The 25,333-nt window shown below is 61.4% G+C and carries 16 protein-coding genes and 1 pseudogene; 6 read left to right on the top strand and 11 right to left on the bottom strand.

Annotated features, from left to right (window positions below):
• From M3P21_RS19100 to M3P21_RS19090, 3 genes are all read right to left on the bottom strand, one after another.
• A complete protein-coding gene (locus M3P21_RS19100) occupies nt 1-1,029 on the bottom strand; it encodes a glycosyltransferase family protein (protein ID WP_249712626.1) in 1,029 nt (342 codons plus the stop codon).
• 59 nt (nt 1,030-1,088) lie between these two features.
• Nucleotides 1,089-2,045 carry a glycosyltransferase family 2 protein gene (locus M3P21_RS19095; RefSeq protein ID WP_249712624.1) on the bottom strand — a complete coding sequence of 319 codons (957 nt, stop codon included), beginning with the start codon at nt 2,043-2,045 and terminating at the stop codon, nt 1,089-1,091.
• 78 nt (nt 2,046-2,123) lie between these two features.
• The gene (locus M3P21_RS19090; RefSeq protein WP_249712623.1) at nt 2,124-3,473 is read right to left on the bottom strand and encodes a polysaccharide biosynthesis/export family protein; all 1,350 of its coding nucleotides are present in this window, start codon (nt 3,471-3,473) and stop codon (nt 2,124-2,126) included.
• 29 nt (nt 3,474-3,502) lie between these two features.
• Here M3P21_RS19090 and M3P21_RS19085 point away from each other — a divergent pair, with 29 nt between their 5' ends.
• Complete coding sequence (locus M3P21_RS19085) at nt 3,503-4,753, top strand: glycosyltransferase family 2 protein (RefSeq protein ID WP_283781056.1); 1,251 nt, start codon at nt 3,503-3,505, stop codon at nt 4,751-4,753.
• A 117-nt stretch (nt 4,754-4,870) separates the two neighbouring features.
• Here M3P21_RS19085 and M3P21_RS19080 read toward each other — a convergent pair whose 3' ends face one another.
• The 3 genes from M3P21_RS19080 to M3P21_RS19070 form a co-directional block, all read right to left on the bottom strand.
• A complete protein-coding gene (locus M3P21_RS19080) occupies nt 4,871-8,131 on the bottom strand; it encodes a G8 domain-containing protein (protein WP_249712619.1) in 3,261 nt (1,086 codons plus the stop codon).
• A 1,046-nt stretch (nt 8,132-9,177) separates the two neighbouring features.
• The gene (locus M3P21_RS19075) at nt 9,178-12,888 is read right to left on the bottom strand and encodes a family 16 glycosylhydrolase (RefSeq protein WP_249712618.1); all 3,711 of its coding nucleotides are present in this window, start codon (nt 12,886-12,888) and stop codon (nt 9,178-9,180) included.
• Nucleotides 12,889-13,218: 330 nt separating this feature from the next.
• Nucleotides 13,219-14,631 (bottom strand): oligosaccharide flippase family protein, encoded by a 1,413-nt coding sequence (locus M3P21_RS19070; protein ID WP_249712616.1) that lies wholly within the window; start codon nt 14,629-14,631, stop codon nt 13,219-13,221.
• Nucleotides 14,632-15,017: 386 nt separating this feature from the next.
• Between M3P21_RS19070 and M3P21_RS19065 the strand changes: the two genes are divergently transcribed.
• Together M3P21_RS19065 and M3P21_RS19060 are read left to right on the top strand one after the other, a co-directional pair.
• Nucleotides 15,018-16,187 carry a glycosyltransferase family 4 protein gene (locus M3P21_RS19065; RefSeq protein ID WP_249712613.1) on the top strand — a complete coding sequence of 390 codons (1,170 nt, stop codon included), beginning with the start codon at nt 15,018-15,020 and terminating at the stop codon, nt 16,185-16,187.
• A 68-nt stretch (nt 16,188-16,255) separates the two neighbouring features.
• Nucleotides 16,256-17,029 carry a methyltransferase domain-containing protein gene (locus M3P21_RS19060; protein ID WP_249712612.1) on the top strand — a complete coding sequence of 258 codons (774 nt, stop codon included), beginning with the start codon at nt 16,256-16,258 and terminating at the stop codon, nt 17,027-17,029.
• Here M3P21_RS19060 and M3P21_RS19055 read toward each other — a convergent pair whose 3' ends face one another.
• From M3P21_RS19055 to M3P21_RS19045, 3 genes are read right to left on the bottom strand one after another with little or no spacing between them, the layout of a single operon-like run.
• Nucleotides 17,030-17,935, bottom strand: coding sequence for a sulfotransferase family protein (locus tag M3P21_RS19055; protein WP_249712609.1), 906 nt, complete (start codon nt 17,933-17,935; stop codon nt 17,030-17,032).
• A gap of 15 nt (nt 17,936-17,950) precedes the next feature.
• The gene (locus M3P21_RS19050) at nt 17,951-20,068 is read right to left on the bottom strand and encodes a glycosyltransferase (protein ID WP_249712607.1); all 2,118 of its coding nucleotides are present in this window, start codon (nt 20,066-20,068) and stop codon (nt 17,951-17,953) included.
• Nucleotides 20,069-20,078: 10 nt separating this feature from the next.
• Entirely contained in the window at nt 20,079-20,879 is an 801-nt protein-coding gene (locus M3P21_RS19045) for a family 16 glycosylhydrolase (protein ID WP_249712605.1), read from the bottom strand.
• A 101-nt stretch (nt 20,880-20,980) separates the two neighbouring features.
• Here M3P21_RS19045 and M3P21_RS19040 point away from each other — a divergent pair, with 101 nt between their 5' ends.
• Nucleotides 20,981-21,913, top strand: a complete 933-nt coding sequence (locus M3P21_RS19040) for a glycosyltransferase family 2 protein (protein ID WP_249712604.1) — start codon at nt 20,981-20,983, stop codon at nt 21,911-21,913.
• A 302-nt stretch (nt 21,914-22,215) separates the two neighbouring features.
• Complete coding sequence (locus M3P21_RS19035) at nt 22,216-22,899, top strand: sugar transferase (RefSeq protein ID WP_505973658.1); 684 nt, start codon at nt 22,216-22,218, stop codon at nt 22,897-22,899.
• Between the two features lie 22 nt (nt 22,900-22,921).
• On the opposite strand, the gene M3P21_RS19030 is transcribed toward M3P21_RS19035, so the two are convergent.
• Entirely contained in the window at nt 22,922-23,161 is a 240-nt protein-coding gene (locus M3P21_RS19030; RefSeq protein ID WP_249712598.1) for a hypothetical protein, read from the bottom strand.
• A 265-nt stretch (nt 23,162-23,426) separates the two neighbouring features.
• Entirely contained in the window at nt 23,427-24,299 is an 873-nt protein-coding gene (locus tag M3P21_RS19025; protein WP_249712595.1) for a hypothetical protein, read from the bottom strand.
• Nucleotides 24,300-24,522: 223 nt separating this feature from the next.
• Between M3P21_RS19025 and M3P21_RS19020 the strand changes: the two are divergent.
• Nucleotides 24,523-25,128 (top strand): annotated as a pseudogene (locus M3P21_RS19020) (sugar transferase); the annotation flags it as partial.
• Nucleotides 25,129-25,333: the final 205 nt, after the last annotated feature.

Genomic DNA, 25,333 nt, shown 5'->3' with positions numbered 1-25,333 from the left:
CTATTCCCCCGCGCGCTGGGGCGGAGAACCGGCCGCTTCCTTGGTTTTTTCGGCGATGGCGTCCGCATCCTCGCGCTGGATCGAGCGGACGGTGTATTGTTTCATACGACGGGATTGGGCAAAGATGATGATCTCGCCCACCAGGCCCAGACCGATGATCTGGATGCCCAGCACCACCATCAGCACGGCAAAGATCAGTACCGGCCGGTCCGCCAGCGCGGTGGCGCCGAACAGGCGATACGCCACGAGCACGGCCGTGGTCGCCAGCCCGACCAGCAGGATCGGTACCCCGATGGCGCCGAAAAACCGCATCGGGCGGCGCAGGAATTTCAGCACCACAAACAGCATCAGCGCATCCAGCACCGCGCGCACATGGCCCAGCGGCTTGAACACGAAACGACCATGTGCGGCCTCTTCCTCGGCGGCGGCGGGGCGCAGTTGGGCCTCAGTCACCTGATAGCCGCGCTGCGCCGCGATCGAGGGAATGAAATGCTGGCGCACGCCCAGCCCGCCGGCATCTTCCAGAACCGGTTTGCGGGCCAGCCGGACCCGGCAGAACGGATCGTCCACCGACAGCCCAAAGAGCCGTTTGAGCAGCCCGTGAAACAGGGTTCGGCGCAGCCCGCCCTTGTCGCGCCCGCTGCGCGCCGCGATCACCATGTCACTGTCGCCAAGCGCTTCGAACAGTGTCGGCAGATCGGTGGTGTCGATCTCGGGCCAGCCTGGCAGGGTCAAAACCAGATCGGAGCGCGCCCGCTTGACCCCGACCAGCAGCGCGGCGTCGTCATCGCTCCAGGGATGCTGGCCCAGCACCACCAGTTCCGGCCAGTCCGAGGCCAGCCGGTGCAGGGCTTCCATCGTGGTGCCTTCGCGGCCATCGGTCACGCAGATCAGCTCATAGCTGCGCCCCGGTGCATCCAGCGCCGCGCGGTAGCTTGTAAGCATGTCGGCCAGACGCGCCACGTCGCTGACCGCGACAATGGCCGAAAATTCAGGCCGGAGGTTTTGCTCTACCAGTTCAAGGGTCATCGTTACACTCTACATCAATTCATTAATATCAGATACTTGGTTTTTGTTTCGCCGCAAGGTCACCCCTGCTCCGGCGGGGTTTCCACCGGGTCCGGAGGCAGGCTCGCATCACCATCCTGAAAAATCGCGCCGGTCACCATGCCCAACAGGATCAGATAAAGCGACAGGGAACCGAACAGGCCCACCACCGCCATTTCCACCACCCGCGACGTCCCGTCCGAGCCGATCAGCAGCGCCGCCAGCAGCGCGCAGAGCGCCGAGAGACCAGCCAGCCGCAGGAAACCGCCCAGGGGCCGACGGGCAAAGATCAGCAGCGTCTTGATCGACACCAGGTCGAGCAGCACCTTGAATATCCGCGACAGCCCGTATTTCGACTCGCCGAACTGGCGGGCGTGATGGCGCACGCCGACCTGCGCCACACGCGCGCCCAGCGGCAATGTCATTGCGGGGATAAAGCGGTGCATGTCAGAATAAAGCGGCACCCGCTTGATCAGTTCGCCGCGATAGACCTTGAGCGAACAGCCATTGTCGCGGATCGGCAGGCCGGTGACCTTGCCGATCAGCCAGTTGGCGATTTTCGAGGGAACTTTGCGCGACAGCAGCTTGTCCTGCCGGTTGATGCGCCAGCCCACCACCAGATCATAGCCTTCTTCGAGCTTTTCCAGCATCATCGGGATATCGGCCGGGTCGTTCTGCAGATCGCCATCCATGGTCACCAGAAAGCGCCCGCGCGCATGGTCGATCCCGGCCATCATCGCCGCGGTCTGGCCGTAATTGCGCTGAAACCGGACAATGGTCAGCCGCGGATCGGTCTCGGCGATCTTTTTCAGGCGCGGGATCGTCGCATCGCGGCTGCCATCATCGACAAAGACCATCTCATATGGCCGCCCCAGCCCGTCCAGCGCAGCGGTGATCGCCGCATGCATCGGGCCGACGCTGTCTTCCTCGTTATAGACCGGCACGCAGACCGAAATATCGATCTCGGGCGGGGTCCTGGAATGGGTTGTACCGGTCATGATCGGCTCCTGTCCGGATTGCGATGGACCAGAATGGGCTGGACCAGAAGCTACTGAAACATATAGCGCTGCATGGGGTCATCCCCCCTTAATGCTGTCGGGCAAAGTCTCGGGCGTTTCCAGAATGACCTCCAGCACGTCGAGCGGCTGCAGCACCGTGGCGCGGTCGGCGGGCACAGGCTGCTGCCCATCCTCGGCTTCGCGCAGGATCTGGTAGCGGATCACCGAAATCGGCTGTTCGGGAAAATCTCCGGCCAGCGCTGCTCCAACCTCCGTTTCGCGCAGAATGCGGCGGTTCACCGCTTCCCGCGTTGCCAGGCGGTCCAGCTCGGCCTCGGTATTCTGAAGTTCGCGCAGCGTCTCCAGCCGTCGCGCCGAGATCAGATCCGCCTCGTCCCGGTTCAGCTCAGAAATCTCCTGCTGAGCCCGGAAGATGCCAGTCTCGGTATCCAGGGCCCGCGCCTCGAGATCAATCAGCGTCTGCTGCACCAGGATCAGATTCTGCGACCGCGACAATCCGCGTTCAACCAGCGTTTCCATGTTGCCGACCGATTCTTTGACCAGCTCTACCTGCCGCTTCAGCCCTGCCAGCTTTTCCTCGCGCGCCGCGATTTCAGTTTCCAGCAACTTGCGCGAGGCGGCCAGTTCCTCGAGCGCATTGACCAGCGTGTCGCGGCGGCTGGCAAAGAGGGTGCGTTCCTGTTCGAGCATCGCCGCCACCGCAGTCTCGCCGCCTGGCGAGCGCAACCCGGCAGGGGCATCGAAATCCTCCAGACCATCGGCCTCGGCGCGCAGGCGTGCGGCGCGCAGTTGCATCCGCGCCCTGTCCATTCCAAGCTCGCGGAAGGTGCCCGAGGTGCGGATGGCGTTAATCAGGTCGCCCGCATCGGAGCTGCCCAACCGGTACAGCCCCCCGGCCAGCGCCACGGCCTGCACCGCAGTCAGACCGGGGCGGTAGTCGTAGGCGCCCTGCCGCATCACATCGCCCAGAACATAGATGGGCCGGTATTGCAGCACCTCGACCGTGGTGCTGGGCGGTTGATTCAGACCGACCTTGCGGTGCACTGCCTCCGAGATGTTCTCGGCCAGTTCCACCGGCGCCCGACCTGCGGCTGCGATGGCTCCCACCAGCGGTAGCATCACGTTTCCGTCCTGGCCAATCCTGAATGCCCCGCTCAGTTCATCGAACTGAACAAAGGCCTGCTGGTTGGAATCCCAGGCGACTATTCGTACCTCGATCTGATCCGTCGCGCCCAGTTCATAGGCGGTGCCCGATCCGACTTGCTGGGACCACGCCGATTGGGCCAGAAAGATCCAAAGCGCGATGACCGGCAGCAGGCCCGGTAACCGCAGAAAATGCCGCAGGTCCAGTTGCACGGCGCAGGTCGCGATTGAAATCCTGCGCGGCGCATGAAATGTTTCAGTCAACGGACGTCTCCGTTTTGGTTTTGTGATTAATGACTCCTGATAAAACGACTATCACAGCCATTGTGCCGACGTACAACAGATCGGCGTTTTTGCATGAAGCTTTGAACAGTCTGGCATGTCAAACCCGGATTGTTAACGAAATCATCGTCTGGGACGACGGCTCCACGGACGATACCGAAAAAGTGGTCCGCACCGCCGAGGGACCGGTGCGTTATTTCCGGTCCGAGAATGGCGGCAAGTCGCGGGCGCTTAACGCTGCCCTAGCGCAGGCGCGCGGCGACCTAATCTGGATTTGCGACGATGATGATATCGTTCTGCCCCATGCTGCCGAAACTCTGACGGGATTGCTGCGGGCACATCCATCGGCGGGGTTGGCCGGCGGCGGGTACAAGCGCTTTTCTGACGATCCCGCCGGCGGGAAACGAATCCTGGCGGGTCCCGGCTACTGGCCCGATCTGAGTGAAGGATCGATGTTACGCCACCTGCTCGAAGACATCTTTCTGTTCCAGAACGCGACCCTGGTGCGGCGGTCCTGTTATGACGCGGTCGGACCATTCCGTGAGAACCTGCCCCGCTCGATCGATTATGATATGATCGTGCGGCTGGCGGCACGGTTTCCGGTCGCCGTCACCGAAGAGGCCCTGTTTCATCAAAGAAAGCATGACGGCGCCCGCGGATCGGTAGCGTCACGCCATGCGGCGGCACAGTCCGATGCGGTCTGGAAAACCACCGACAAGCAAGTGTTCGAAGGGCTGCGGGACATTCTGCAACCAACGCTGTTCACCGGAATGTTCGAGGCCGAAACACCTGATCATGCCGCCCGCGCCGGACGGCTGCAACGCGGCTGTGTTCATGCGCGTCGCACCGATTGGTCCATGGCGTTGGAAGCTTTCCGCATGGCCGCCGAATTGCTGCCGGACATGGCGCTGTCGCCGGTAGAAAAGAAGATCTGCCATCGCGCGATGGCGGGCAAGCATGGCATTACCGAGGCGTTGACACCTGACATGTGCGCTGCGTTGACCGAATTGGCGGCGGCCTCACCACTGGGGGCCGAGATATCTGCGGCGCTGATGCGCGGAACGGCATGGCGCCTGCGCGTCGCGCTCCGGGACCGTGACTGGAGCATGGCAGCAACCCTGGGACGGTTTATAGCCCGCCTTCTGTCCGCCGGAGGCACCCGGCGGCCGCGTCAAGCCGCCGGAAACCTGTCCGAACGCCGTGATCCGCCGCTTGGAAAACTGCCGGAGCAGGATGGTCAGACCGAACGTGCGCCGGCCTGACCTGAAGGGTATGCCCTAGGGCGCCAGCCATGATGTCTAATTCATGACCGCCGCTCTATCTGTTTGTTTTGATGCGCAATCTGCTCCAAAACCGTTTTGCGGTTTTCGGATTGCGCTCTAGAAGATGAAATCATCCGAAGTGAGGCTTCCGACGTCAACTCCTACAAAGGTAAGAGAGTTTCCGGCATCGTCTGTGATGACCGCCTTGCCCCCGACATTGCTCAGGTGATTGGCCTTCAGATCGGCGAAATTGGTGATGCCCTCGGCCAGCGACAGGTTCAACAGGTCGTCTCCTTGGGCGTCGAAATCCCGCACGGTATCTTGCCCGGTAGAGAAGATCAGAACGTCATCGCCGCGACCAAGGGACATCCTGTCATTGCCGGCACCGCCATCGATCAGGTCATTGCCTCCGGATCCAAAGATTACGTCATGGTTGTATCCGCCGAAGAGCGTATCTTTACCCATGCCGCCACCGATCAGGTCGTTGCCACCACCACCGTACACCAGGTCGTGCCCGAGCCCCCCGCGGATTTCGTCGGGGGCACTCATGCCATCCAGTGTGTCGTGGCCGTTGCCGCCATAGATCTTGTCCTTGCCTAGGCCGCCGGTGATCTCGTCATGACCCGCGCGACCGGTCAACGTGTCGTTGCCGCGGGCGCCTTCGAGTACATCGTTGTTCATCGTGCCCGTGAAGACGTCTGCCTCATTACCGCCCACGAGCTTGACACCCGTTGAGTCATCACCGGTATGGCCGCCGTCACCGCCACCGGTATGACCGTCATCACCGCCACCGGTATGACCGTCATCACCGCCACCGGTATGGCCGTCATCACCACCACCGGTATGGCCGCCGTCGCCGCCACCGGTATGGCCGTCATCACCGCCACCGGTCTGACCGTCATCACCGCCACCGGTATGGCCGTCATCACCGCCACCGGTATGGCCGTCATCACCGCCACCGGTATGGCCGTCATCACCACCACCGGTATGGCCGCCGTCGCCGCCACCGGTATGGCCGCCGTCGCCGCCACCGGTATGGCCGCCATGACCCGAACCGCCGCCGGCGAGATTGTAGTCGAAATCCGGGTTGTTGATTCCGGGATCGGGATAGGCTGACAGCTCATGGGCTTTCATCGTTGCCGGGTCAAACCCGTCGAGCTTGATCTCGATGATCACCGGGTGCTGATCCCCGGTCAGGCGGTCGGTGATCCAGTTGACCACAGGCGAGACCCAACTGCCGTCACCCTTCTGATAGGTGCCGTGCAATTCCAGAAACTGGTCTACCGTGATTTCTTTCTGCACAAACGGCTCGTCGTGGGCTTCGGCAAAGAGAGTAAGCCTGATCCCTTCGAAATCCTGACTGGTGCCGGTGCCTTTCGGAGTCTTGGCGATCACGTATTCATTGAAGTTCCGCACGCCGACGGAATCGGTGATCGTCCCGGTGATGTTCAGGCCCCTGTCCTTGGGTGTGATTGTCAGGTCGGCGTCGCCGTCGGCCTTGAAGGTCACCGCATTGACTGGGGTCAGGGTGTCGCTGTCGACGATCTTGGGCATCGGGTTTTCATAATTGATGCCGTGTTTGCTCTTGAAATAGCTGATCAGTTCCTTGCGCAGTGAATCACTGTGGACACCGATAAGCAGGTCGGCAAGGTCGAACTCGGTTCTCACATTGTGGAAATCCGTATCGATCAGCACCATTTCATGATTCAAGCCCAGGCTCTTATACCCGATGCTGAAGTCGTGCATATCGACATTGTTGAACACTGCCGAAGAGGTTTTGCGTTCGACCCGAAAGCCGATTCCGTCCCCTTGCCAGGTGGAATCCTTGAACAGGTAGTTCGAGGAATAATTATCGAGGTTAACCGCATCTTCACCGCCCCAGACGGTAAAGTTGTCGATCACGCTCATCGTGTCGGTGTCCTCTGCCATTTGGCGGTGGAACACACGAAAAGCGGTACCGGTGCCAATCGCAGTATTGTTGTCGAAATCGACAATCGCCGGTTCTTCATGGTCGATCGCCATGTCGAAAGGTGACGGATCGTAGGGCAATTGTTCGCGCTCGAACTGCTTGCGGTGCATCCCGTCTTTGGGTGCGCCGCTATGAAGCTCGTCTTCGGGGAAGCTTTCGCGGCCCGAATAATTCCAGCCGATCAGAGAGTTCGCAGCAATGTTGTCCTGCTGTACGATGACCCGGGACTGGTTTTCATAGGCCGCCCCTTCGGAACCGACCTGTTTTGAAACCGTTGGTCCGGTGACCGAGCTGACAAGGTTGCCATTCCATTCACCGGTTTCATCGCCCCATTCCGACACGATGCCTGCGCCCGTGACGTCATAAACGATGTTCTCGTTGATCATCGCCTGACTGGAATGCTGCACGATGCCCCAGCCCGGGTTGCCGGCCACGGCATTGCCTTCGATCAGCGAAACGGCCGAATCCGGCTCCGTGCCGATCTGGTGCATGTGGATCGAATAACGCCCCTGCGGGTTGCTGTCGCCCGGTTCGGTGCCCACTGTCCGACTGTGATCGGTGCGGCCCATGTCACGGAATTCGGCATTGAGCACCATGTTGGCATAGTCCTGCCCCGCGTCGGTCATGCCGTTATGCATCATGAAATGGCCACGAATACCATCGGGGTTTTCCGACTGGAGCACCACGTTGCGCGACAGGTTGCCCACATAGGTGTCGAAATCGAACCCCGCAGGCGGTTCGTGATCGTAGTTCAGCGCCTTGTCGAAGGTGATCTTGTTGCCATTGACCGACACGATCGCCCGGGTTTCATCCCGGCTCCCGTCTCCGGTGCCGACCAGCAGAATCTGGTCGCCCACTTCCCAGTTGTCCGTATCGCCCTCGACGGTGATCGTCTTGGATCCCGCCTGCGCGCCACCGTTCATCGTCAGATAGCTTGCCTTGTCGGCACCGTGGATTTCCACCTCGCCAAAGGCCACCAGGCCGCGGCTGATCTGGCCGGGATCTTCCTTGAGATCGATCGGCCCGTCCACAAAGGTGATTTCGGCCGAGACATCCGCAGGCATCGGGTTGTCCATCGTACCGATTTCCAGATGCGATCCGTGGCTGGTCAGAATCGTATCGACATGCATCGACGTGTCTTTGTTCTGCGACCAGGACAGGGTGCCGTCCACCCGGACCATATCCAGTTCCTTCGCACTGTAGACGTCGTAGGTGACGTCCTTGCCCTCGGGAATGTGTACCATCGCCCCGTCGCCGGGGACCTTTCCGTTCGACCACGTCGATGCGTCCGACCAGTTACCGTCCTTCACCGCGACGTGAGTGGCGTCTGCGGGGGCGAACAGGGCATTGACCTGAGCGGCGTGTTCGGCATGTCCGGCATGCCCGCCCATGTCCATGTGAGTGTCCATGTTACCGTCCTTTTCTTCGTCCGGCCCATCCTGCCGGAGCATCCATTGCAAAAAATCCGCATATCAACGCGGCGTTTCGCCAGGTCGGAGACAGTTCGCCAAATAAGAAAAGCTACCTGCAGGCCAACAGCCCTTGTGAAGGCACACAACAAAACCGGACCGGTCAACTATTCGCGACCGAGTCAAACGGGGGATACTCACTAAACGGATACAAGGTGGTGTTTAAAACAGAAGTGCCTGCGTTGCTCCCTTTTCTGGGCCCTTTCTCCGCTCTGATTTATCTTCGATTCACCTTCGGCTTTCGGTGGTGAGTGTGAAAACCTTTCCGTCGTCCTAAAATCAGTTCCGGTAGTTGGTCAACAATCCCGGCAAAACCCGGCAGAATTGCGCCTGTTGACGTACAATCCTGTGGCGGAATTTTGTTCTTTTGGCTATAAAACCATTGTTTTGAGCGGATTCCAGCCTGCCGTGAAATCTTAACGCAGCGTTGTGTCCCCACCGCTTCGGCACCACTGATCGGGCAGGAGGGCGGGGTTATCCAACGCGGTCGGAATTTGACGCCCCGTCATTTCGAGCGGAGCGGCGCGCGCTGAGCGACGCCTCGATCACCGGATATCGCCCCCGGGGCCGGACCGTTCCATCCCTGGTGTCTGAACGGCGCGTCGGAGAACACAAAGCGTCAACCCAGTTGGTCCAACAGGTTCTGTCTGGCATGTTTCGCTGCATCTTGATGTGTGCCAACAGGCCGCCGCTTGAGGTCATCATCCCCACGCTCCAAAACCGTGCCGCCGGCAGGCTTTCAAGCATCAACCACACTCGTCAGTGCACGCCTGGAAGCGCCGCCTTCAGATACCGGGGCCGTTTGGAAGAGCGGCACAGGAAATCGTCGGCTGGTTGTGTCTTGCACCGATCTGGATCGTTTCAACGGCGTCGAGCAGGCACGATGACAAGTTCCGCCCGCCAATTATGACGGACGGAGACCTTGTGTGGATCGCTAAACGGTTGGCCGTAACGGGGACCCGTTCACGCGCCACCGTATGTTGCCCTCAAAGGATGAAAACATCCCCCGCCTGAAGTTCGGCTGCGGACAGGTCGAGAACCGTCGCGATACGGTAGTCGCCATCCGGGGTTTCAACGGTGATTTTCGTGCCGATCTTGATATTCTGAAGGCGCAGCGCATCCAGCGTTTCTGTATCATCCCAGCCGTAAAACGCCCCGATCTGCGACACATCGATCTTGTCACCTTCGGCAATCGAGAGATCGTACAGAACGTCGCTCTTGTCATCCAGGGACGCGGGCGTGAAGCGAAACACGTCCGCCCCTGTCCCGCCATAAAGCTTGTCGACCTCGGCGCCACCATCAAGGATGTCGTTGCCGCCATTGCCAAACAGCGTGTCGCGGTCCCCCAGGCCCAGGATCTCGGTCGCGCCATCACCATCGGTCAGCGTGTCCCTGCCGCTGGTTCCGCTCAGCGTGGGCACCACCACGATGGTGGAATCAAGCGTCAGATTCGGACCGTTCACGGCAGCGGTGTTGCCGTCGTCATCGGATGCCGTCACCGAGACCGTCAGATTGCCATCGGCCAGGCTGCTCAGGTCCAGTATCACGCTGCCATCCGCAGCCAGCGGCGCTGAGGTGACGGTGTTGCTGCCGTCGCTCACCTCGACCACCGCGGTGGCGTCGGCATCGATGCCGGTGACGTTGAAGGTCACTGAACCGATCTCGAGCGCCGTGATGTCGGTATCCGGCGCAGTAACCGCAAGATTTCCGTCCTCGTCCGCCGACAGGTCCGGAGCGGTGTCCAGCGTCAGGGTCGAGCCCGATACCGCACTTGCATTGCCGCTGCCATCGGTGGCGACCACCGAGCTGCTCACCGGGCCATCCGGCAGGCTGCTCAGATCGAAGAACAGCGTCCCGTCGGCACTGATGTTCTGTGTCAGATCGGTGCCGCCGGCGCTGAGCGTCACTACGGCTGTGGCGTCAGCGTCGATGCCGGTCACATCGACCTGGACCGTCCCCACCTCGCTGGCGTCGATCTCGGTGTCCGGGATGATGAGCGCCAGATTGCCGTCATCGTCGCCGGTATCGGGCGGCGGCCCGGCTTCCAGGATCAGGATATCCGCCGCCTGAAGTTCGGCTGCGGACAGCCCGAGAACAGTCGCCAGATTGTAGGTGCCATCCGGGGTTGCAATGGTGATTTTCGTGCCGACTTTGATATTCTGAAAAGTCAGCGCACCCAGCGTTTGTCCGGCATCCCAGCCGTAAAACGCCCCGATCTGCGACACATCGATCTTGTCACCTTCGGCAATCGAGAGATCGTACAGAACGTCGCTCTTGCCATCCAGGCTATCGGGCGTGAAGCGAAACACGTCCGCCCCTGTCCCGCCATAAAGCTTGTCGACCTCGGCGCCGCCATCAAGGATGTCGTTGCCGCCATTGCCAAACAGCGTGTCGCGGTCCCCCAGGCCCAGGATCTCGGTCGCGCCATCACCATCGGTCAGCGTGTCCCTGCCGCTGGTTCCGCTCAGCGTGGGCAGAGCCCCGCCCGCAGTGGTCAGTATCAGGTTCGGACCGGACACGGCAGCGGTGTTGCCGTCGTCATCGGATGCCGTCACCGAGACCGTCAGATTGCCATCGGCCAGGCTGCTCAGGTCCAGTATCACGCTGCCATCCGCAGCCAGCGGCGCTGAGGTGACGGTGTTGATGCCGTCGCTCACCTCGACCACAGCCGTGGCGTCGGCATCGATGCCGGTGACGTTGAAGGTCACGGCCGTGACCTCGTCTGCCGAAATCGCGACATCCGGCGCAGTGACGGCCAGATTGCCGTCCGCATCCGCCGACGTATCCGTCAGATCGACATTCAGAACATTCGCAAGTTCCGCCGCAGAGATATTGGCAATGTAGACCAGCGGCACAAGCCCGGACGGGGTGTCGACCGCCAGTTCCGCACCAGAGACATCCTCGGTGATCCTGACGGCAGCTTGGAACTCGGCCAAGGTCCAGCCGTAATGCGCGACGACCCCGGACAGATCCAGCGTGTCACCCTCGGCGATCGAGAAATCCGAGATGTAATCGCGCTTGCCGTCCAGAGACGCGCTGCCATAGCCGAACGTGTCCGCTTCGGCGCCGCCGGTAAGATAATCGGCCCCGCCGCCGCCGATGATGACATTGGCCGCCCCGTCACCGGTGATACGGTCACCGGCATTACCGCCGGTCACATCACTGGCCACCGGCAGCGTCCCCGCCAACGCTCCGAACGTGCCGGCCTGTTGGCCGATCTGCGTCAGCAGCAGATTATACATGTCCGCAGCATATTCGGCATAGGCTTCATTGCTGAAATGCACGTCGTCACTCGTCAGACCGTCGACCCCGACCGGGTTGTCGAACAGGATCAGCGTCGGATGCTCGGCTTGTAACGCAGTGATCAGCGCGCGCAGCCCCGGCACATACGTCCCGTTTCCAACATCGCCGAGCACCGGGGTGCCGCCCACGGTCGAATAGCCTTCATTGATGAAAGAGGCATATTCCTCGGGGATGCCCCGCACCTTGGGGGCAAGTGTCGACACAACCAGATATTTGCTGGCATTGCCGGCATAGGCATAGAATTGATCAACCGCCTTCTGCATGTTTTCCAGCAGAGGGGGCAGTTGGTTGTTGGTGAAGAGATTTGCGTTGAAATCATTGGTGCCGGCCATCAGCAGCACGATGTCGGGTGAATTGGCCGACAGGTTGACTGACAGATCCGCATCGCTGCGGTCATTGTTGAGGACCATGGTGCGCAGCTTGACGCCGCTCACGGCTGCATGGTCGCGGTCCATCATGTCGGCAGGACCGTTCTGCAGCCCGCCCACATAGTCGATCCATCCACCACCCTCGACGATGAGGTCGAACAGGTCCATACGATAGCCGTCGAATGCCTCTTCCGGATCGTCGGGATCGTTCTGATCGACACGGCCGACCGTGAGCGAGTCTCCGGTCGCCATAACCTTCGCCGCCTGGGAAAAGCTGCCATCGGCCAGATTGATCACATAGGCGTCATCCTCGCCGGCAAAGGAAATCGCGCCGCTGCCATCGGTGGGTGCCTCGGGCACATAGGGGGTAAAGTTCACTTCTGAATAGCGCGCCTGCGTGTCGACATCCGGGGCGATGGGCCCGTGCCAGTGCTGCAACCCGTCGCCGCCGCTCCAGACGCTCATGTAGATCCTCATGGGCTCGTCCGGGATCGGCAGCGGTGCGGTCTCTTCGACCACCTCGTAAAGCAGCACGTCATCGGCGTACCAGCGGATGCCGTCGGGATGCCAGTCAATGCGATAGGTATGCATCGCATCGGCAGCATCAAAACCCAGGTCGATCTGGACAGAGCCATTGTCGCCCAGTTTCTCGTTGCCGTAATAGTAATTGATATTCACCTTGGTGGTGTCATTGCCCAGAAACTCGAAATCGATCTCGTTATGCCGGGCGGCACCGAAGAAGGTGTTGCTGAACAGGAAGAAAGACGAAACAACCCCGGAATCACCCGAGGCAACCATGTCGACCTCGTAGCTGCCATAGCTGTAAAGGGCCTTTGACTGCAGTTCAGATCCGGTGAAATCCTTGCCGTCGGTATCGGTGCCGTCCAAGGTCAGCACCACCTCGCCGGGCGGCGTCAGAAGATAGTCGGGATTCCAGGCAGTCTGGTTCCAACTGGCCGCCACCGTGAAATCGGAGACATACCACAATTCAGCTTCATCAAGCTGATCAAACGTTTCGTTAAGCAAAACAAACCCCCACTCAACACCAATTAACTCTAATGCTCGAAAACTTGCGGATTCTAATATCCGCCCCCCAAACACATACTCGGCCCCAAGCCGACCCCCGCCGACTTTCGTTCCGATACACGGGTCGTCTTTCGAGCAGTACCCCCTACTACGTGCGGGAACTGTACTAAAAGGAGGGCCGGACGCGCAAGGGAAATACACTTTCGTCATATCCACGATGCCACCTGCAACCGCGTTCGTTCGGAGAGTGGCACCAATTTGTTCGCGCGCGCGCAATTGTTTCGCAGCCTGCACTCGGCACTGCGGGGTCGACGGGCAGACCAGATATTTCTACCGGCCAAATGTGGCGAGACTGGCCCGCAGGCGCGACCATTGTATTGCCGCCGCCGCCGCCCAACTTGCGGCCAGAATCACGACCGCCCAACCCAGCGTGGCCCAATCGCCGCCTTGCCGGGCCAATAAATACATTGCCCCCCAAGTGACGACCGAAATCCCCGTCGTCATTCCCAGAGCGCTCAGGGCGGCGCGGCGATCAAAGGGCACTGCGCGGTGCGCAAAGGCCCAATAGCGGGGCGTATAGGCAAAAACAAACAGGGTAATTGCCAGCGCCACGGCCTCGATGCCGAACGGAACTGCCAGCGCCAGCGTCACAAGCCGCAATACGGTGCGTTCGACGATCATGCGTAGCCGCAGACCGGTGCGCCCGACTGCCTGAAACATCACCCCGGCTGTTGCCACAGCCGCTTCCAGAGCAAAGCCCGGTGCAGCCAATGCAAACAGAAACCCGACCTTGCGCCAGGGTTCGGAAAGCAACAGCGCGAACAGATCCCCTCCGGCCCCGGCCAGAACCGCCATAGGCGGAAATATCGCCAAGGCCAGCAGGCGGATGCTGCCGACATAAAGCGCGCCAAGCTGTCCGTCATCTCCTTGTGCTGCGGCCATGCGCACATAGACAACCTGCGCCATCGGCCCGGACAACGCCATGCTGGGCTGGTTGAGCAGCCGGGACGTCATCGAGAACAGCCCCAGCGACGCCGGACCGAGATGATGCCCGATCAGCATCATCGGCACCTGCCGCTGCGTGGTTTGCAGCAACGAAGCTCCCAGGGAATCTCGGGCAAAGATCAAATGATTGCTCAGCTGCGACTGCCATCGAGGCAACATCGGGCGAAACCCGCTGAACGCCAAGCCTGCGCCGCATTGGATCACCGTCAGCAGAATCTGTTGAACCACCATCGCCCAGACACCGGCCCCGGCCAGCGCCAGGGCCGCAGCAGCCATCATGCCGGCCAGCGCCGCCCCTGCTCGGATCAGCGCCAGCGTTCCAAAACGGTTTTCACGCTCCAGCCGCGCATTGGGCACTGCGGCCAGGGACAGGAACATGGGGGTCACGGACAGGGCGGCGACCATCCCGAACAGTTCCGGCGCCTCGAACACCCAGGCCCAGACCGGAGCGATGGCCAGCGCGATCAGCGCCAACCCCAGCCCGATACCGAAGAGCAACCAAAAGACCGCGCTCCATTCCTCTGGATGGTATTGTTCCTGCCGTATGAGAGACCTGCTCAGCCCCGCGTCGCTGAACAGTTGGGCGAAAAGAACCAGCGTCATTGCCAGCGCCACCAGCCCGAACTCCTCGGCTGTCAGATACCGGGCGATGATCGGCAGGACCAGCAGTTGCGACAGAGCAGTCAGCAGACGAGCCCCACTCAACGCCCCGGCACTTGCAAGAAAGCGCTTGCCCATTATCCGCCGCCCAGATTCCGATACGGCCCATCGTCATCAGGGCCTCTCATGCAAGTCGCGAACATGTGGAAATGCTGCCTTTCTGCTCAAACAGCGCGTCTCCGGCAATCCGGACAAATGAAAAGGCCTTCCGCAAAACGGAAATAAGGAACCGGTCCGACTACACACCAATGCCGGACCGGCATCAAGCCCGGAGCGAGTGCGGCCTGCGGCTTTCTTTTGTCACAATTCCGCACTAGCTTGTCGCCAGACTGATTTGAGTGAAAAGCATGATTGCAGGCGATACGCATCTCCTCATTGCCAGGATGTGGGCTGCGGCGGGAACAAACCGTGCCGACGTCCTCGGGATACCGGTGGCACGCCTGGCCTGGGCGGAAGGCTGAGTCATGCGGGTCCTGGTTTTGGCGCCGCAGCCCTTCTTTGTGCCCCGCGGCACTCCGATCGCGGTACGCGCATTGCTGCAGGTGCTTTCGGTCGAGGGGCATGACTGCGACGTGCTGGTCTATGCCGAGGGCACCGATCCGGGAATTGAACGGGTCCGACTGCACCGGCTCCCTGCCCTGCCGGGCACCCGGAACATGCCCCCGGGCTTTTCGCTGAAGAAAGTGATCTGCGACGCGGTGATGCTGCCGATGGCAGCCTGGCGGATGCTGCGCGGTAAATACGATCTGGTGATCGCCGTCGAAGAGGCGGCCTTTATCGCGCTGATGCTCAAGCCATTTTTCCGGGTGCCTTATCTTTATGACGTGGACAGCTCAATCCCCGAGCAGATGGATGACAAATTCGATCTGCCCGGCTGGCTGCGGCGCCTGCTGGAAGGGGCCGAGGCGCGGGCCGCACGTGGCAGCATCGGCGCCATCACCTGCTGCCGCGCGCTGCAGGATCTGGTCGAGGGGTATGCGCCGGGCCTGCCGGTGCAGACGCTCGAGGATGTGACCCTGGTCACCGAGGCTCTGCCCGAAGCCGCGCCGGAGGATTGCAGCTTTGACGAACCGGTGGTGATGTATATCGGCAACCTGGAAAGCTATCAGGGGGTTGGTCTGCTGATCGAGGGGTTTGCCCGGGCAATCTCTGACGGGCATCACGCGCGGTTGGTGATCATCGGCGGGTCCGAGACCCACGTGGCCGAGCATCGCGCCCTGGCCGAGCAGCTGGGTGTGGCCGATCAGGTGTCGCTGCTGGGCCCGCGCCCGGTCGAGCGTATCGGTGAATATCTGGCCCAGGCCTCGATCGTGGTCTCGCCCCGCACGCAGGGGCGCAATACGCCGATGAAAGTCTATTCCTATCTCGACAGCGGCAGCCCGCTGCTGGCCACCCGCCTGCCCACCCATACACAGGTGCTGGATGACGAAATCTCGATACTGGTTGCACCCGAAGCCGCAGACATGGCGCGCGGCATCGGCACGCTGCTCTCCGATCCGGCGCTGCGCGCGCGCCTTGCCGAGGCCGCGCAGGACCGAGTGCGCCGGGAATTCAGCCCCGAGGCCTATGCCCGTAAGCTGACCGGATTCATGAGTGAGCAGATCCTGCCAAAACTTGCGCCGACGACCGGGTGAAACGGACATGGCATGAGAAAACCATGAGAGTAGAGCTTAGAGACCGATTTTAAGAGGTATGAGAGAGTATGAAGATTTTAAGCAAGCTGGCCCGGCGCACGGCAGAGGCCATCACCACCAATCTCAGACCCTATGACATGCAGCGCCTGGCCAAAACGCTGGCCGAACGGGCGCGCCCGGCGGATGAGATCCACGCCTTCCATTGCCCGCTTTGCGGCTATCAGGGACAGTTCGATCCGATCTTCGGCTCGGATGCGATGCGGTTTTCCTCGGAATGCCCCGATTGCCATTCGCGCGAGCGTCACCGTTTCCTGAAACTGTGGATGGATGGTGACGCGCGCTGCCAGCGCTTTGGCCGGTTCCTACATTTTGCACCGGAACCGGTGCTGACCCGTGAGTTGAAACCGAAATGCGACCAGTACCAGACCGCCGATATCGAACCGGGCCGGGCCGATCTGGAACTGAACATGGAGGATCTGGCGCTGGAGGAGAGCTGCATCGACACGATCATGGCCAACCACGTGCTGGAACATGTGAATGACAGCAAAGCGCTGCCCGAACTGCGGCGGGTGCTGCGCCCGGGCGGTTTCGCCATCCTGACCACGCCGGTCATCCCCGCGTGGGGAACAAGCTATGAAAACCCCGCCATTCGCGGCAGCGCCGAACAGCATCTGCATTTCGGCCAGTACGACCATGTGCGCATTTTCGGTGCCGATCTTGCCGACCGTATCCGCGCCGCCGGTTTCGATCTGGACGTGATCACCGCCGATGGCGAGATGGCGGCGCAATACGCCACCATGCGGGGGGATGCGATCTATGTGGCGACCCGGCCTGCGGGCTGATCAGTCCACGTAACCCAGGACGCGCAGCTGCTCCCAGAACCACGGCGGCAGCGCGCCCAGCTCCGCCGCACCCAGCTTGTCGCGCCATTGCCCGACCGAGCGGGATGATATCCGGTCGCGCACGCGGGTGTGGTGCCCTTCGAGTTCCACATCGCCCATCACCCCCGGCTGGCTCTCGAGCATATCGGGGTGGAACTGCAGCCCTGACCAGGCAAACAACGCGCCAAAGGTGGCCTCGGGGTCGGTGACCAGATCCTCATAGCGCAGCCGGTAGAGATGCGGACACCATCGTTCGAAGCGCTGACAGGCCCGGTTGGCGTCGGCCCAGCGGACCGCCGCCTCGGCCAGGCTGTCATAAAGTCCAGCCTTGTAATAAGACAGCGCCACATCGCGCCCGTCGCGCATCAGCCAGACATAGCGTGCGTGGGGAAACATCGCCCCGATCGCAGGCAGGTGATAGGTGTTCCACGGGGTCTTGTCGCCCCAGCGCGTGGCCTTGCTGCCATCCTTGCGCGCCAGATAGGCATAAAAAGCCAGGATCAGCGCATGCAGAGTCCGGGGCTCCAGCTTTTCCGCCTCGGCAGCAAAATCATTGAGATTATCCAGCCTGAAAGTCGGAAAATGATAATGTTTCTCGAACTGGGCACAGAACAGCCAGACCTTCTGCCGCCAGGGCAGAAGCGCCATCTGCGGCCAGCCCTCGATCAGATCGCCCAACACATAGGTCTCGGGTGGGATATAGATCTGCTCCGATGCCAGCAGCACCCGCCGTACCAGCGTATTACCGCTACGCCCCGAACCGATCACGAACAGCGGTGCCTGATCTGCCGGGCGGCTTCGGCGCAGCTTCAGCGATGGCAGCGCCAACCGATAGGCGCGGCGTGCAATCTTGGACTGGAAATTCATGGGATACGCACTCCGTCAGCCCGTCGCACCGCCTACACGCCGCCGGTAAAGCCCGACCAACTTGCGCAGGGCGGTTGTTGGCGGCACCGCCGCCATGGCCCTCCCGGACACGCCCGGGTCGGCGGTCAGCCGCTCCCAGCGCGGGCCCAGCGACGGGCGCCCGTATATCTCGATCGCCTGGTCGCGCGCCCGCGCCACCCGCACCCGTGTGGCATCCGGATTAGCAGCGATCCGGGCCAGTGCATCCCGCGTGTCGACAGGATCGCAATAGTCGACCATATCGCCAAAGGTGGGTTCCAGCCTGGGATCGACCAGGCAGGCCCGCCCGCACAAAATCGCCTCAAGCACCGTGCGCCCGAAAGCTTCGGTCAGCTTAGAATGGTAGTGATAGACGAAAACATCGAGCGAATTGAGGAAGGCTGCCACCGGCTCGGCGCCGAAGGGCAGCACCTCCCAGGTGTCAGGGTGAGCGCCCTTTTCGACCAGCGCCTCGGTGGGGCAACCCAGAATGCGCACGGTGATGTCCGGTCCCGCAGGCAGTGAAGCGTCGATCTCGGGGCCAGTGGCCGGGAATTTCAGCGCGTCGGCGCGGCCATGGCGGCCAATGGTAATCCTGGGCCCCTGCAGGATCGGGCTTTTGTCGGGCCAGTCGGCGGGGTCGAAGATATTGGGCCAGTCCTCGGAGCTCATCCGCAGCAGGGGCGCAAAACTGGCCAGTTGCCGCCGCACCACGCCCGAGATCGGCGCAAACCAGGGGGTGTGTGCCAGCCCCAGCGCCCGTCGGGCACGACGCGCGGTGGTGACCGGGTCATATTCCAGCGAGCCGTCATTGCGGAACGGCGCATGATGAGTGACGATCACCGCCCGGTCGGCGCTGAGCCGCGCGCGTTCTTCGATGCCTCTGAAGAAGACCAGCGGGTGATGCAGGAAGGCCAGCGGCGCACGCGCGGTCTGATCGGGTGCCAACTGCGTCACTCCTTCGAGATCACATAAGGCAAGCGCGTTGGGGTTCATCGGATCGCGTTCATCATCCAGATAGGCCGAGCGCACAAAGAGCAGCCCGATTTGCAGCCCCAACCCGGCAAGCGCGGTGACATCAGCCACCAGCGCGGCGGTGCTGCCGCCCGAAAACCGACCATCGGCCACCACCAGCACATCGAATTCCTGCGCGCCCGGGCGATCGCCTGCCAGCCGCGCGCGCAGATCGTGCCAGAGCCGACCAGCCAGGTCGGCCATCACCGGTAAAGGCGCGCGAAAAGCCGCCGCCGCCGCAAGTGGATCACGGGCGCGTTTGGCGTCGATCAGCCGCCGCCAGGCCCATTTCTTCTGTTGTTCCAGTAAATGCGCCTGCAGCGCCGCTTTCGCGCGTGGCGCCAGTCCCGGGGTGGCAAGCAAGGCCCGGTCGGCGACAATCAGATGCTCATGCGCACATGTGGGATGCGACCCCGACAGCGAGTTCGGCCGCACCACCGCGACATAGCCCGCAGGGTCGGTCAGGATAAAGCGTGCACCCGCAACCAGTGCCGCCGCATAAAGCACGTAATCCTCGCCCAGCCGGATCTGCGGCTCATAGCTCAACCCATGTGCTTCAAGAAAGGCGCGCGACATCAGTGGCTTGAGGAACCCCATCTCGCGCCGCCCACCATAGCGCACCGACAGGTTGGCCTCGACGAACATCGCGGCATCTACCTCGATCCGGCCGATATCGGTTTGTGACCACATCCGGTCACGCGGACCATATGGATCAGCCTCGTCCACCTTCAGAAGGTCGTCGGCGACGAACGCGGCCCCGGTTTCCGTGGCGATGGCCAGCAACCGCTCAAGGCGGTCGGGGTCGATGAAATCGTCTGAATCCAGCACCGCGATCCAGGGCGCGGTGCTCTCGGCGATGGCCCGGTTGCGCGCAGCGGATGGTCCGCAGTTCTCCGGCTGATGCAGCAGGTGCAGCCGCGGGTCGGCGGCGGCCAGCCGTTCGGCCACAGCCACCGTGTCGTCGGTTGAAGCGTCATCCACCACCACCACCTCGACCGGCACGGTCTGTTGCAAGGCGCTCTGCACCGCGCGTTCCAGTGTCGCAACGGCATTCCAGGCGGCGATGACAACCGTGACCTGCGGGGCGGAAGGGTCCGTCATGGAGCGCGCCTCACCAGCCGGGCAGATCCGAGCAGCGCCGGGTGCTGGCGCCGAGCGGGCGATAGGACATACAATAATAGCGCGCCTGCGCGCGGGCGGCGCGCGGGGCGACGCCGGACCAGTTTCTCTGCCCCTCGGCCCCACCCCAGATATTGATGTAGATTTTCTGCGGCAAGGCGGGGATATCGACCTCATCGGCGGTCACGCGCAACAATTCCCGCCCATCCACCGACCAGGTCAGGCTGTCGGGCTGCCAGTCGAAACTGTAGAGATGCGGATCCTCGGAGGCGTCAAAGCCCAGATCCAGCCATTGTCCCGGGAGTTTCTTTCCGCCGACAAATCGGTTCACCCAGACCTTTGTAGTATCGCGGCCCAGGAACTCGAAATCGATCTCGTCATGGGGGTTACCAAAATACGGGCCGGTATAGGTGAAGAAGGACGAGATCACCCCCTCGCCCCGCGCAGCGGTCATGACGATCTCGTAATGGCCGTAAGAGGTCGGTTGGCGACGCTGGACCTCGCCCCCCACGAAATCCTTATTTGCCCCGGAGACGGTCGGCGACAGTGACAGGATCAGGGCGCCGTCGGCAGGGTTGCTCCACACGGCGCTGCGGCTCCAGCCGGTTCGGAAACTGGGATTCTTTATCCTGAAATTCGAAACAAACCAGTCCTTCGAATCCAGATCGTTCAACCTTGAGAAAAACCCCCCGCCCGTGGTCTGCGCGCCTGCCACTGCCGGGGTGAGCGCCAGTGCAAGGGTCAGCGCGCACAGCACGCCGCATGCCTGATGGAAAAGACCGTAAAATTTCATGGTGCCAAACCCTTGCCCAACTCTATAGAACAACCAGAACCACCCAAAACTTCCCGCCGCCGTCCGGAGTTTCGAATATGTCCGCAAGTTAAGTTGACCCCATGACCGACGCAACCGTGATCATCGCCGCCTGGAAGGCCGAGGCGCATCTGGCGCGCAGCGTGCAGAGCGCGCTGGCGCAGCGTGACGTGAGCCTCGAAGTGATCGTCATCGATGACGCCTCATCCGATGGCACCGCAGCGCTGGCCTACCGGATGGCGGCGCAGGACGCGCGAATTTCGGTGCTGCAACTGGCGCAGAATGGCGGGCCGGGGGTGGCGCGCAATGCCGGGATCGACCGGGCTAGGGGTGACTGGATCGCGGTGCTCGATTCCGATGATGCTATGGCGCCGGAACGGTTGGCCTCGATGATCGCGCTGGCGCGCGCCAAAAGCGCTGACGCCATCTATGACAATTTCCAGCCGCTGGACGAGGCGGAGCAGCCAGTCGGCAGCCCTCATATAAGCGGCATAGAGGGGCCGGTGCGCTGGGATCTGACCGCATTCCTGGCCGGCAATCAGGCGCACCCCGGCCGGCCCAGCCTTGGCTATCTCAAACCTTTGCTTTCGCGGCGCTTTCTGAATGCGCAAGACGTGAGATACGACCCCCGGTTACGCAATGGCGAGGATTTCCACCTGATGCTGGAGATGCTGGCGCGAGGCGCAGAGCTGTGGTTCACACCGAAGCCTGGCTATCTGTATACCACCCGTGCCGGGTCGATCTCGAACCGGCTCGACCCCGGTCACGCACGGGCGCTGGCGCGGGCCGATGCTGCGTTTCTGGATCGCCATGTCGCGACACTGCCAGCAGATTGCGTGACCCTGATGCGCCGCCGTCAGGCGCGTATCGCCGATCTTGCCACCACGGAATCCGCGATGCAGGCGTTGCGGGGTGCCCGCCCCGATCTTGCAACACTGGAACTGCTGCGCCGCCCGCGGGCGTTTGGCAGATTCGCCAACCAACTAGGCGAGGCGGTCCGGCGACGGCTGCGCTGATATGCAGCCGGGCATGCGACTCTTTTGCCGGGTGCAGCAGAGGTTGTGTCCGGAACGTCACCAATGTATGTAAAATCTGAAGATTTTTCGGTATTTTCGCAAAAAAATGCACAGCGTGCGGTTGGAATTATGGCATAAAAGTGGTCGCAATGGGGTTTTGCCTTGCCAACCCGGGGAAACGATCTGTAAGTTTAATGAATAGTAAATAATTTACTAACGGAGCTCTGGGGGCTGAGCTTTGGTTTTTTTTGGTAGTGAGTGCCGCAATCGAGCGGTGTATCTGTGTTGGGGGAGATTACGACGTGTTTGATCACGGCAGCAATCTTTATATATCTGAAGACGTGTCCGAAGTACGGGACACAAGACTGAAATTTCTAGCAAAACGCATGTTCGACATCACAGTCGGAGTTCTGATGCTGGTGCTGTTCGCACCGCTGATGCTGCTGATCGCGAGCCTGATCGTCCTTCGGGACGGCCCCGGCGTGTTCTATGCGCATAAGCGGGTCGGTCGTGGTGGGCGGCAGTTCAACTGTCTGAAATTCCGCACCATGATGAAGGATGCCGATACGCGTCTGGCCCATATTCTGGCAACCGATCCGGTCGCGCAGCGAGAATGGGCGATCTATCGCAAATTGCGTAACGATCCGCGCATCATCCCCGGTATCGGGCACCGCCTGCGCAAGCTGAGCCTTGATGAACTGCCGCAGATCTGGAACGTCATCCGCGGTGACATGAGCATTGTCGGCTCGCGCCCGGTCACGCGCGAGGAACTGGTGCGTTACGGCTCGGCCGCGCAGCTTTATACCCAGATGCGCCCTGGCCTGACCGGTCCCTGGCAGGCCAGCAGCCGCTCGGACGCGACCTATGAGGCGCGGATCGCAATGGATATCGAGTATTTCCAGAACTGGTCGCTGATGGAGGATCTGCGCATTACCGCCAAGACGGCGATGATGGTACTGCGCGGGCGCTCACCTGGAGCCTACTGAGAACGCTTAACCGAACAGCAGATTACTGCTTGGGGGTTTCCTGCGTGCCTGCCATGACGGCGCTCGGGATACCCGGCGACCGGGACTTGGTTTCCTCAGCCCTGCGGGCCTGTCCGAAGAGTTCGGAGAAGAACAGAGTGATCGGGGCACCCGCAATCCACACGAACAAAAGCCAGGCCCATATCGGACCACCAATCACATAGCCTCCGGCAACGCCCAAAATCAGCGCCACTGCGTAGCCTTTGACAATGCTGGTGAACATATTTGTCTCTGTCGATGTTAAATGTGCGTTGCCCTGCAACTCCGCGATTGCCGTCATGTTCTGCTCAAAACGTTGTCATTCTTTTTATTTGTCCCACAAGATATGTTCCGGCCAAGTTTAGTCAATCTGAAGGAAGTTCCGCGCCACTTTGAGGTCCTCAAAGTGGCAAGAAAATGTCCAGGTCGCCCACTGTTGCAGCGGAATCTCGCGCATGCCCTTAGGTCAAGCCGTGATTTCCACGAAACCAGCGAACTCGAAATGCACCCTAGCCCACAACTTTACGGCGAACAAGGCGTCTGTAAAGCAGAACCGCGCCCCAGATCGGCAAGGTCATCAGACCCAGATAGGACAGGAAATCGCGACGCCCGGATGGATGCACATGCAAAGCCTCGATCCCGAAGACCCCTTCCTCCGCAAAAGATCCGGTGACCGAGATCAGGTCGGCCTCTTCCGGCGGAACCCGCCCTGCGAGTGCCAACCGCTCGCCGGTCCAGGGCAGCAGAAACGGGGTGCCTGCCGCATCGCGGATCATGTGGGCGCGATCGAACCCTGCGATACGGCCGGAACGGGCCTCGGTTTGAACCAGGGTCGCGACATAATGCGGATCCACCTGCAAGGCGCGAGACATCAGGGGAAGCGGCAGGATCAGATAGAGTGCGATCCCCATTGTCGCGAGCACAAGCCGCCCCGGTGCGAGGCTGAATTTCGGGGCTGCGCCCGTCCAGGGGCGCTCTCGCAAAAGCACCCATATGAAATAGGCGGCCCCGAAACCGGTCATTAACACAGTTGGCCAGCTTTCCGGCCAATAGAGACCGAAATTAACCACTCGCCAGTCCAGCGGTGCAAACAGCACGACACCATTGGCCCATTTGGTCTGCGTCGCATCCAGCAGCAGATGCAGCACACAGCCCAGCCCCAGGATCATCGCGGTCCGGGCGGGACGCGCCGACAGGCAGGCAAGTGCCGCCACCGCGACGAGGCTCAGCGCAAGCGAGCTTTGCACGATGGCATAAAGCCGCAACTCATAGGGCGACATCTCCAGCGGCAGGGCCCGCAACAATATCCAAGGCAGATCGGGCAGGATGCAGCCCACCAGTATCCAACCCATATCCGCCTGCCGGATGAGTCCTCGTGTCACTAATGCCTGCACGCCAATATGGGCCAGTGTATTTGGTATGGCTTACTCGCTCGCTGGGACCTTACCGGCACCAAGGTCGGTCCGGCCGGATATCCCAGCGGTACCGTGAAGATCATCTACCTGCAATACCGCTGGCCGAGGCGCAGGCCGGGATGGACAGCGCGCGCGCGCCCGGATACCACGATAGCCGAATGACGCAAATTTAGGGCATATCCGTCACGCGATGACCTGGCGCAAGCGTATCTTGGATCTGTTCTTCGCATCGCTGCTGGTGGTGGTCCTGGGTCCCGTTCTGCTGGGGCTGCTGGCCTGGCTGCTAATCCGCGAAGGCCGCCCGCTGTTTTACGTCGCCGAGCGGATGAAGGGGGTGGATGAACCGTTCCGCCTGTGGAAGCTCCGGACCATGACCGTCGTCGGTCAGGACGCGGGCGTCTCGGGGGGCGACAAGGCGGCGCGCATCACCCCTACCGGGGCCTGGTTGCGCTCAAAGCGGCTCGATGAGTTCCCGCAATTGTGGAACATCCTGAAGGGAGATCTGAGTTTTGTCGGTCCCCGGCCGCCGCTGCGGGAATATGTCGAACGCTTTCCCGACCTTTACGCGCGGGTGCTGCAATCGCGCCCCGGCGTGACCGGATTGGCTTCGATCGCCTATCACCGGCACGAGGCGGCGTTGCTCGAACGGTGCGAAACACCAGAGGAAACCGACGCGATCTATTGCCGGATCTGCGTGCCGGCCAAGGCGCGGCTGGATCTGATTTACCAGCGCCATCAGAGCCTGTGCTACGATTTTGCGCTGGTCTTCGAGACGGTCGGCAACCTGTTCCTGCGCACCACCATCCGACCGGGCGGTGACGGCGCATGGTCCCCGCATCGGCAGCAAACCGCGTCTGATGCGCGGTTTGTCTCCCGCAACAAAGAGAAATAAGTTGATTTTGGTGAAATCGGTTTTTCTCATTGCGCTTATGCCGCAGAGTGGAAAAGATTGCATCCTATAAGGCAGCCATCCGCTGGCCATCTTGGATTATGGTGACGAA

This window comes from Ruegeria spongiae, assembly GCF_023502395.1.
Taxonomy (GTDB): domain Bacteria; phylum Pseudomonadota; class Alphaproteobacteria; order Rhodobacterales; family Rhodobacteraceae; genus Ruegeria_C; species Ruegeria_C spongiae.
The sequence above is the reverse complement of the archived record's forward strand: the minus strand, read 5'-3'. Positions and strand labels throughout refer to the sequence as shown.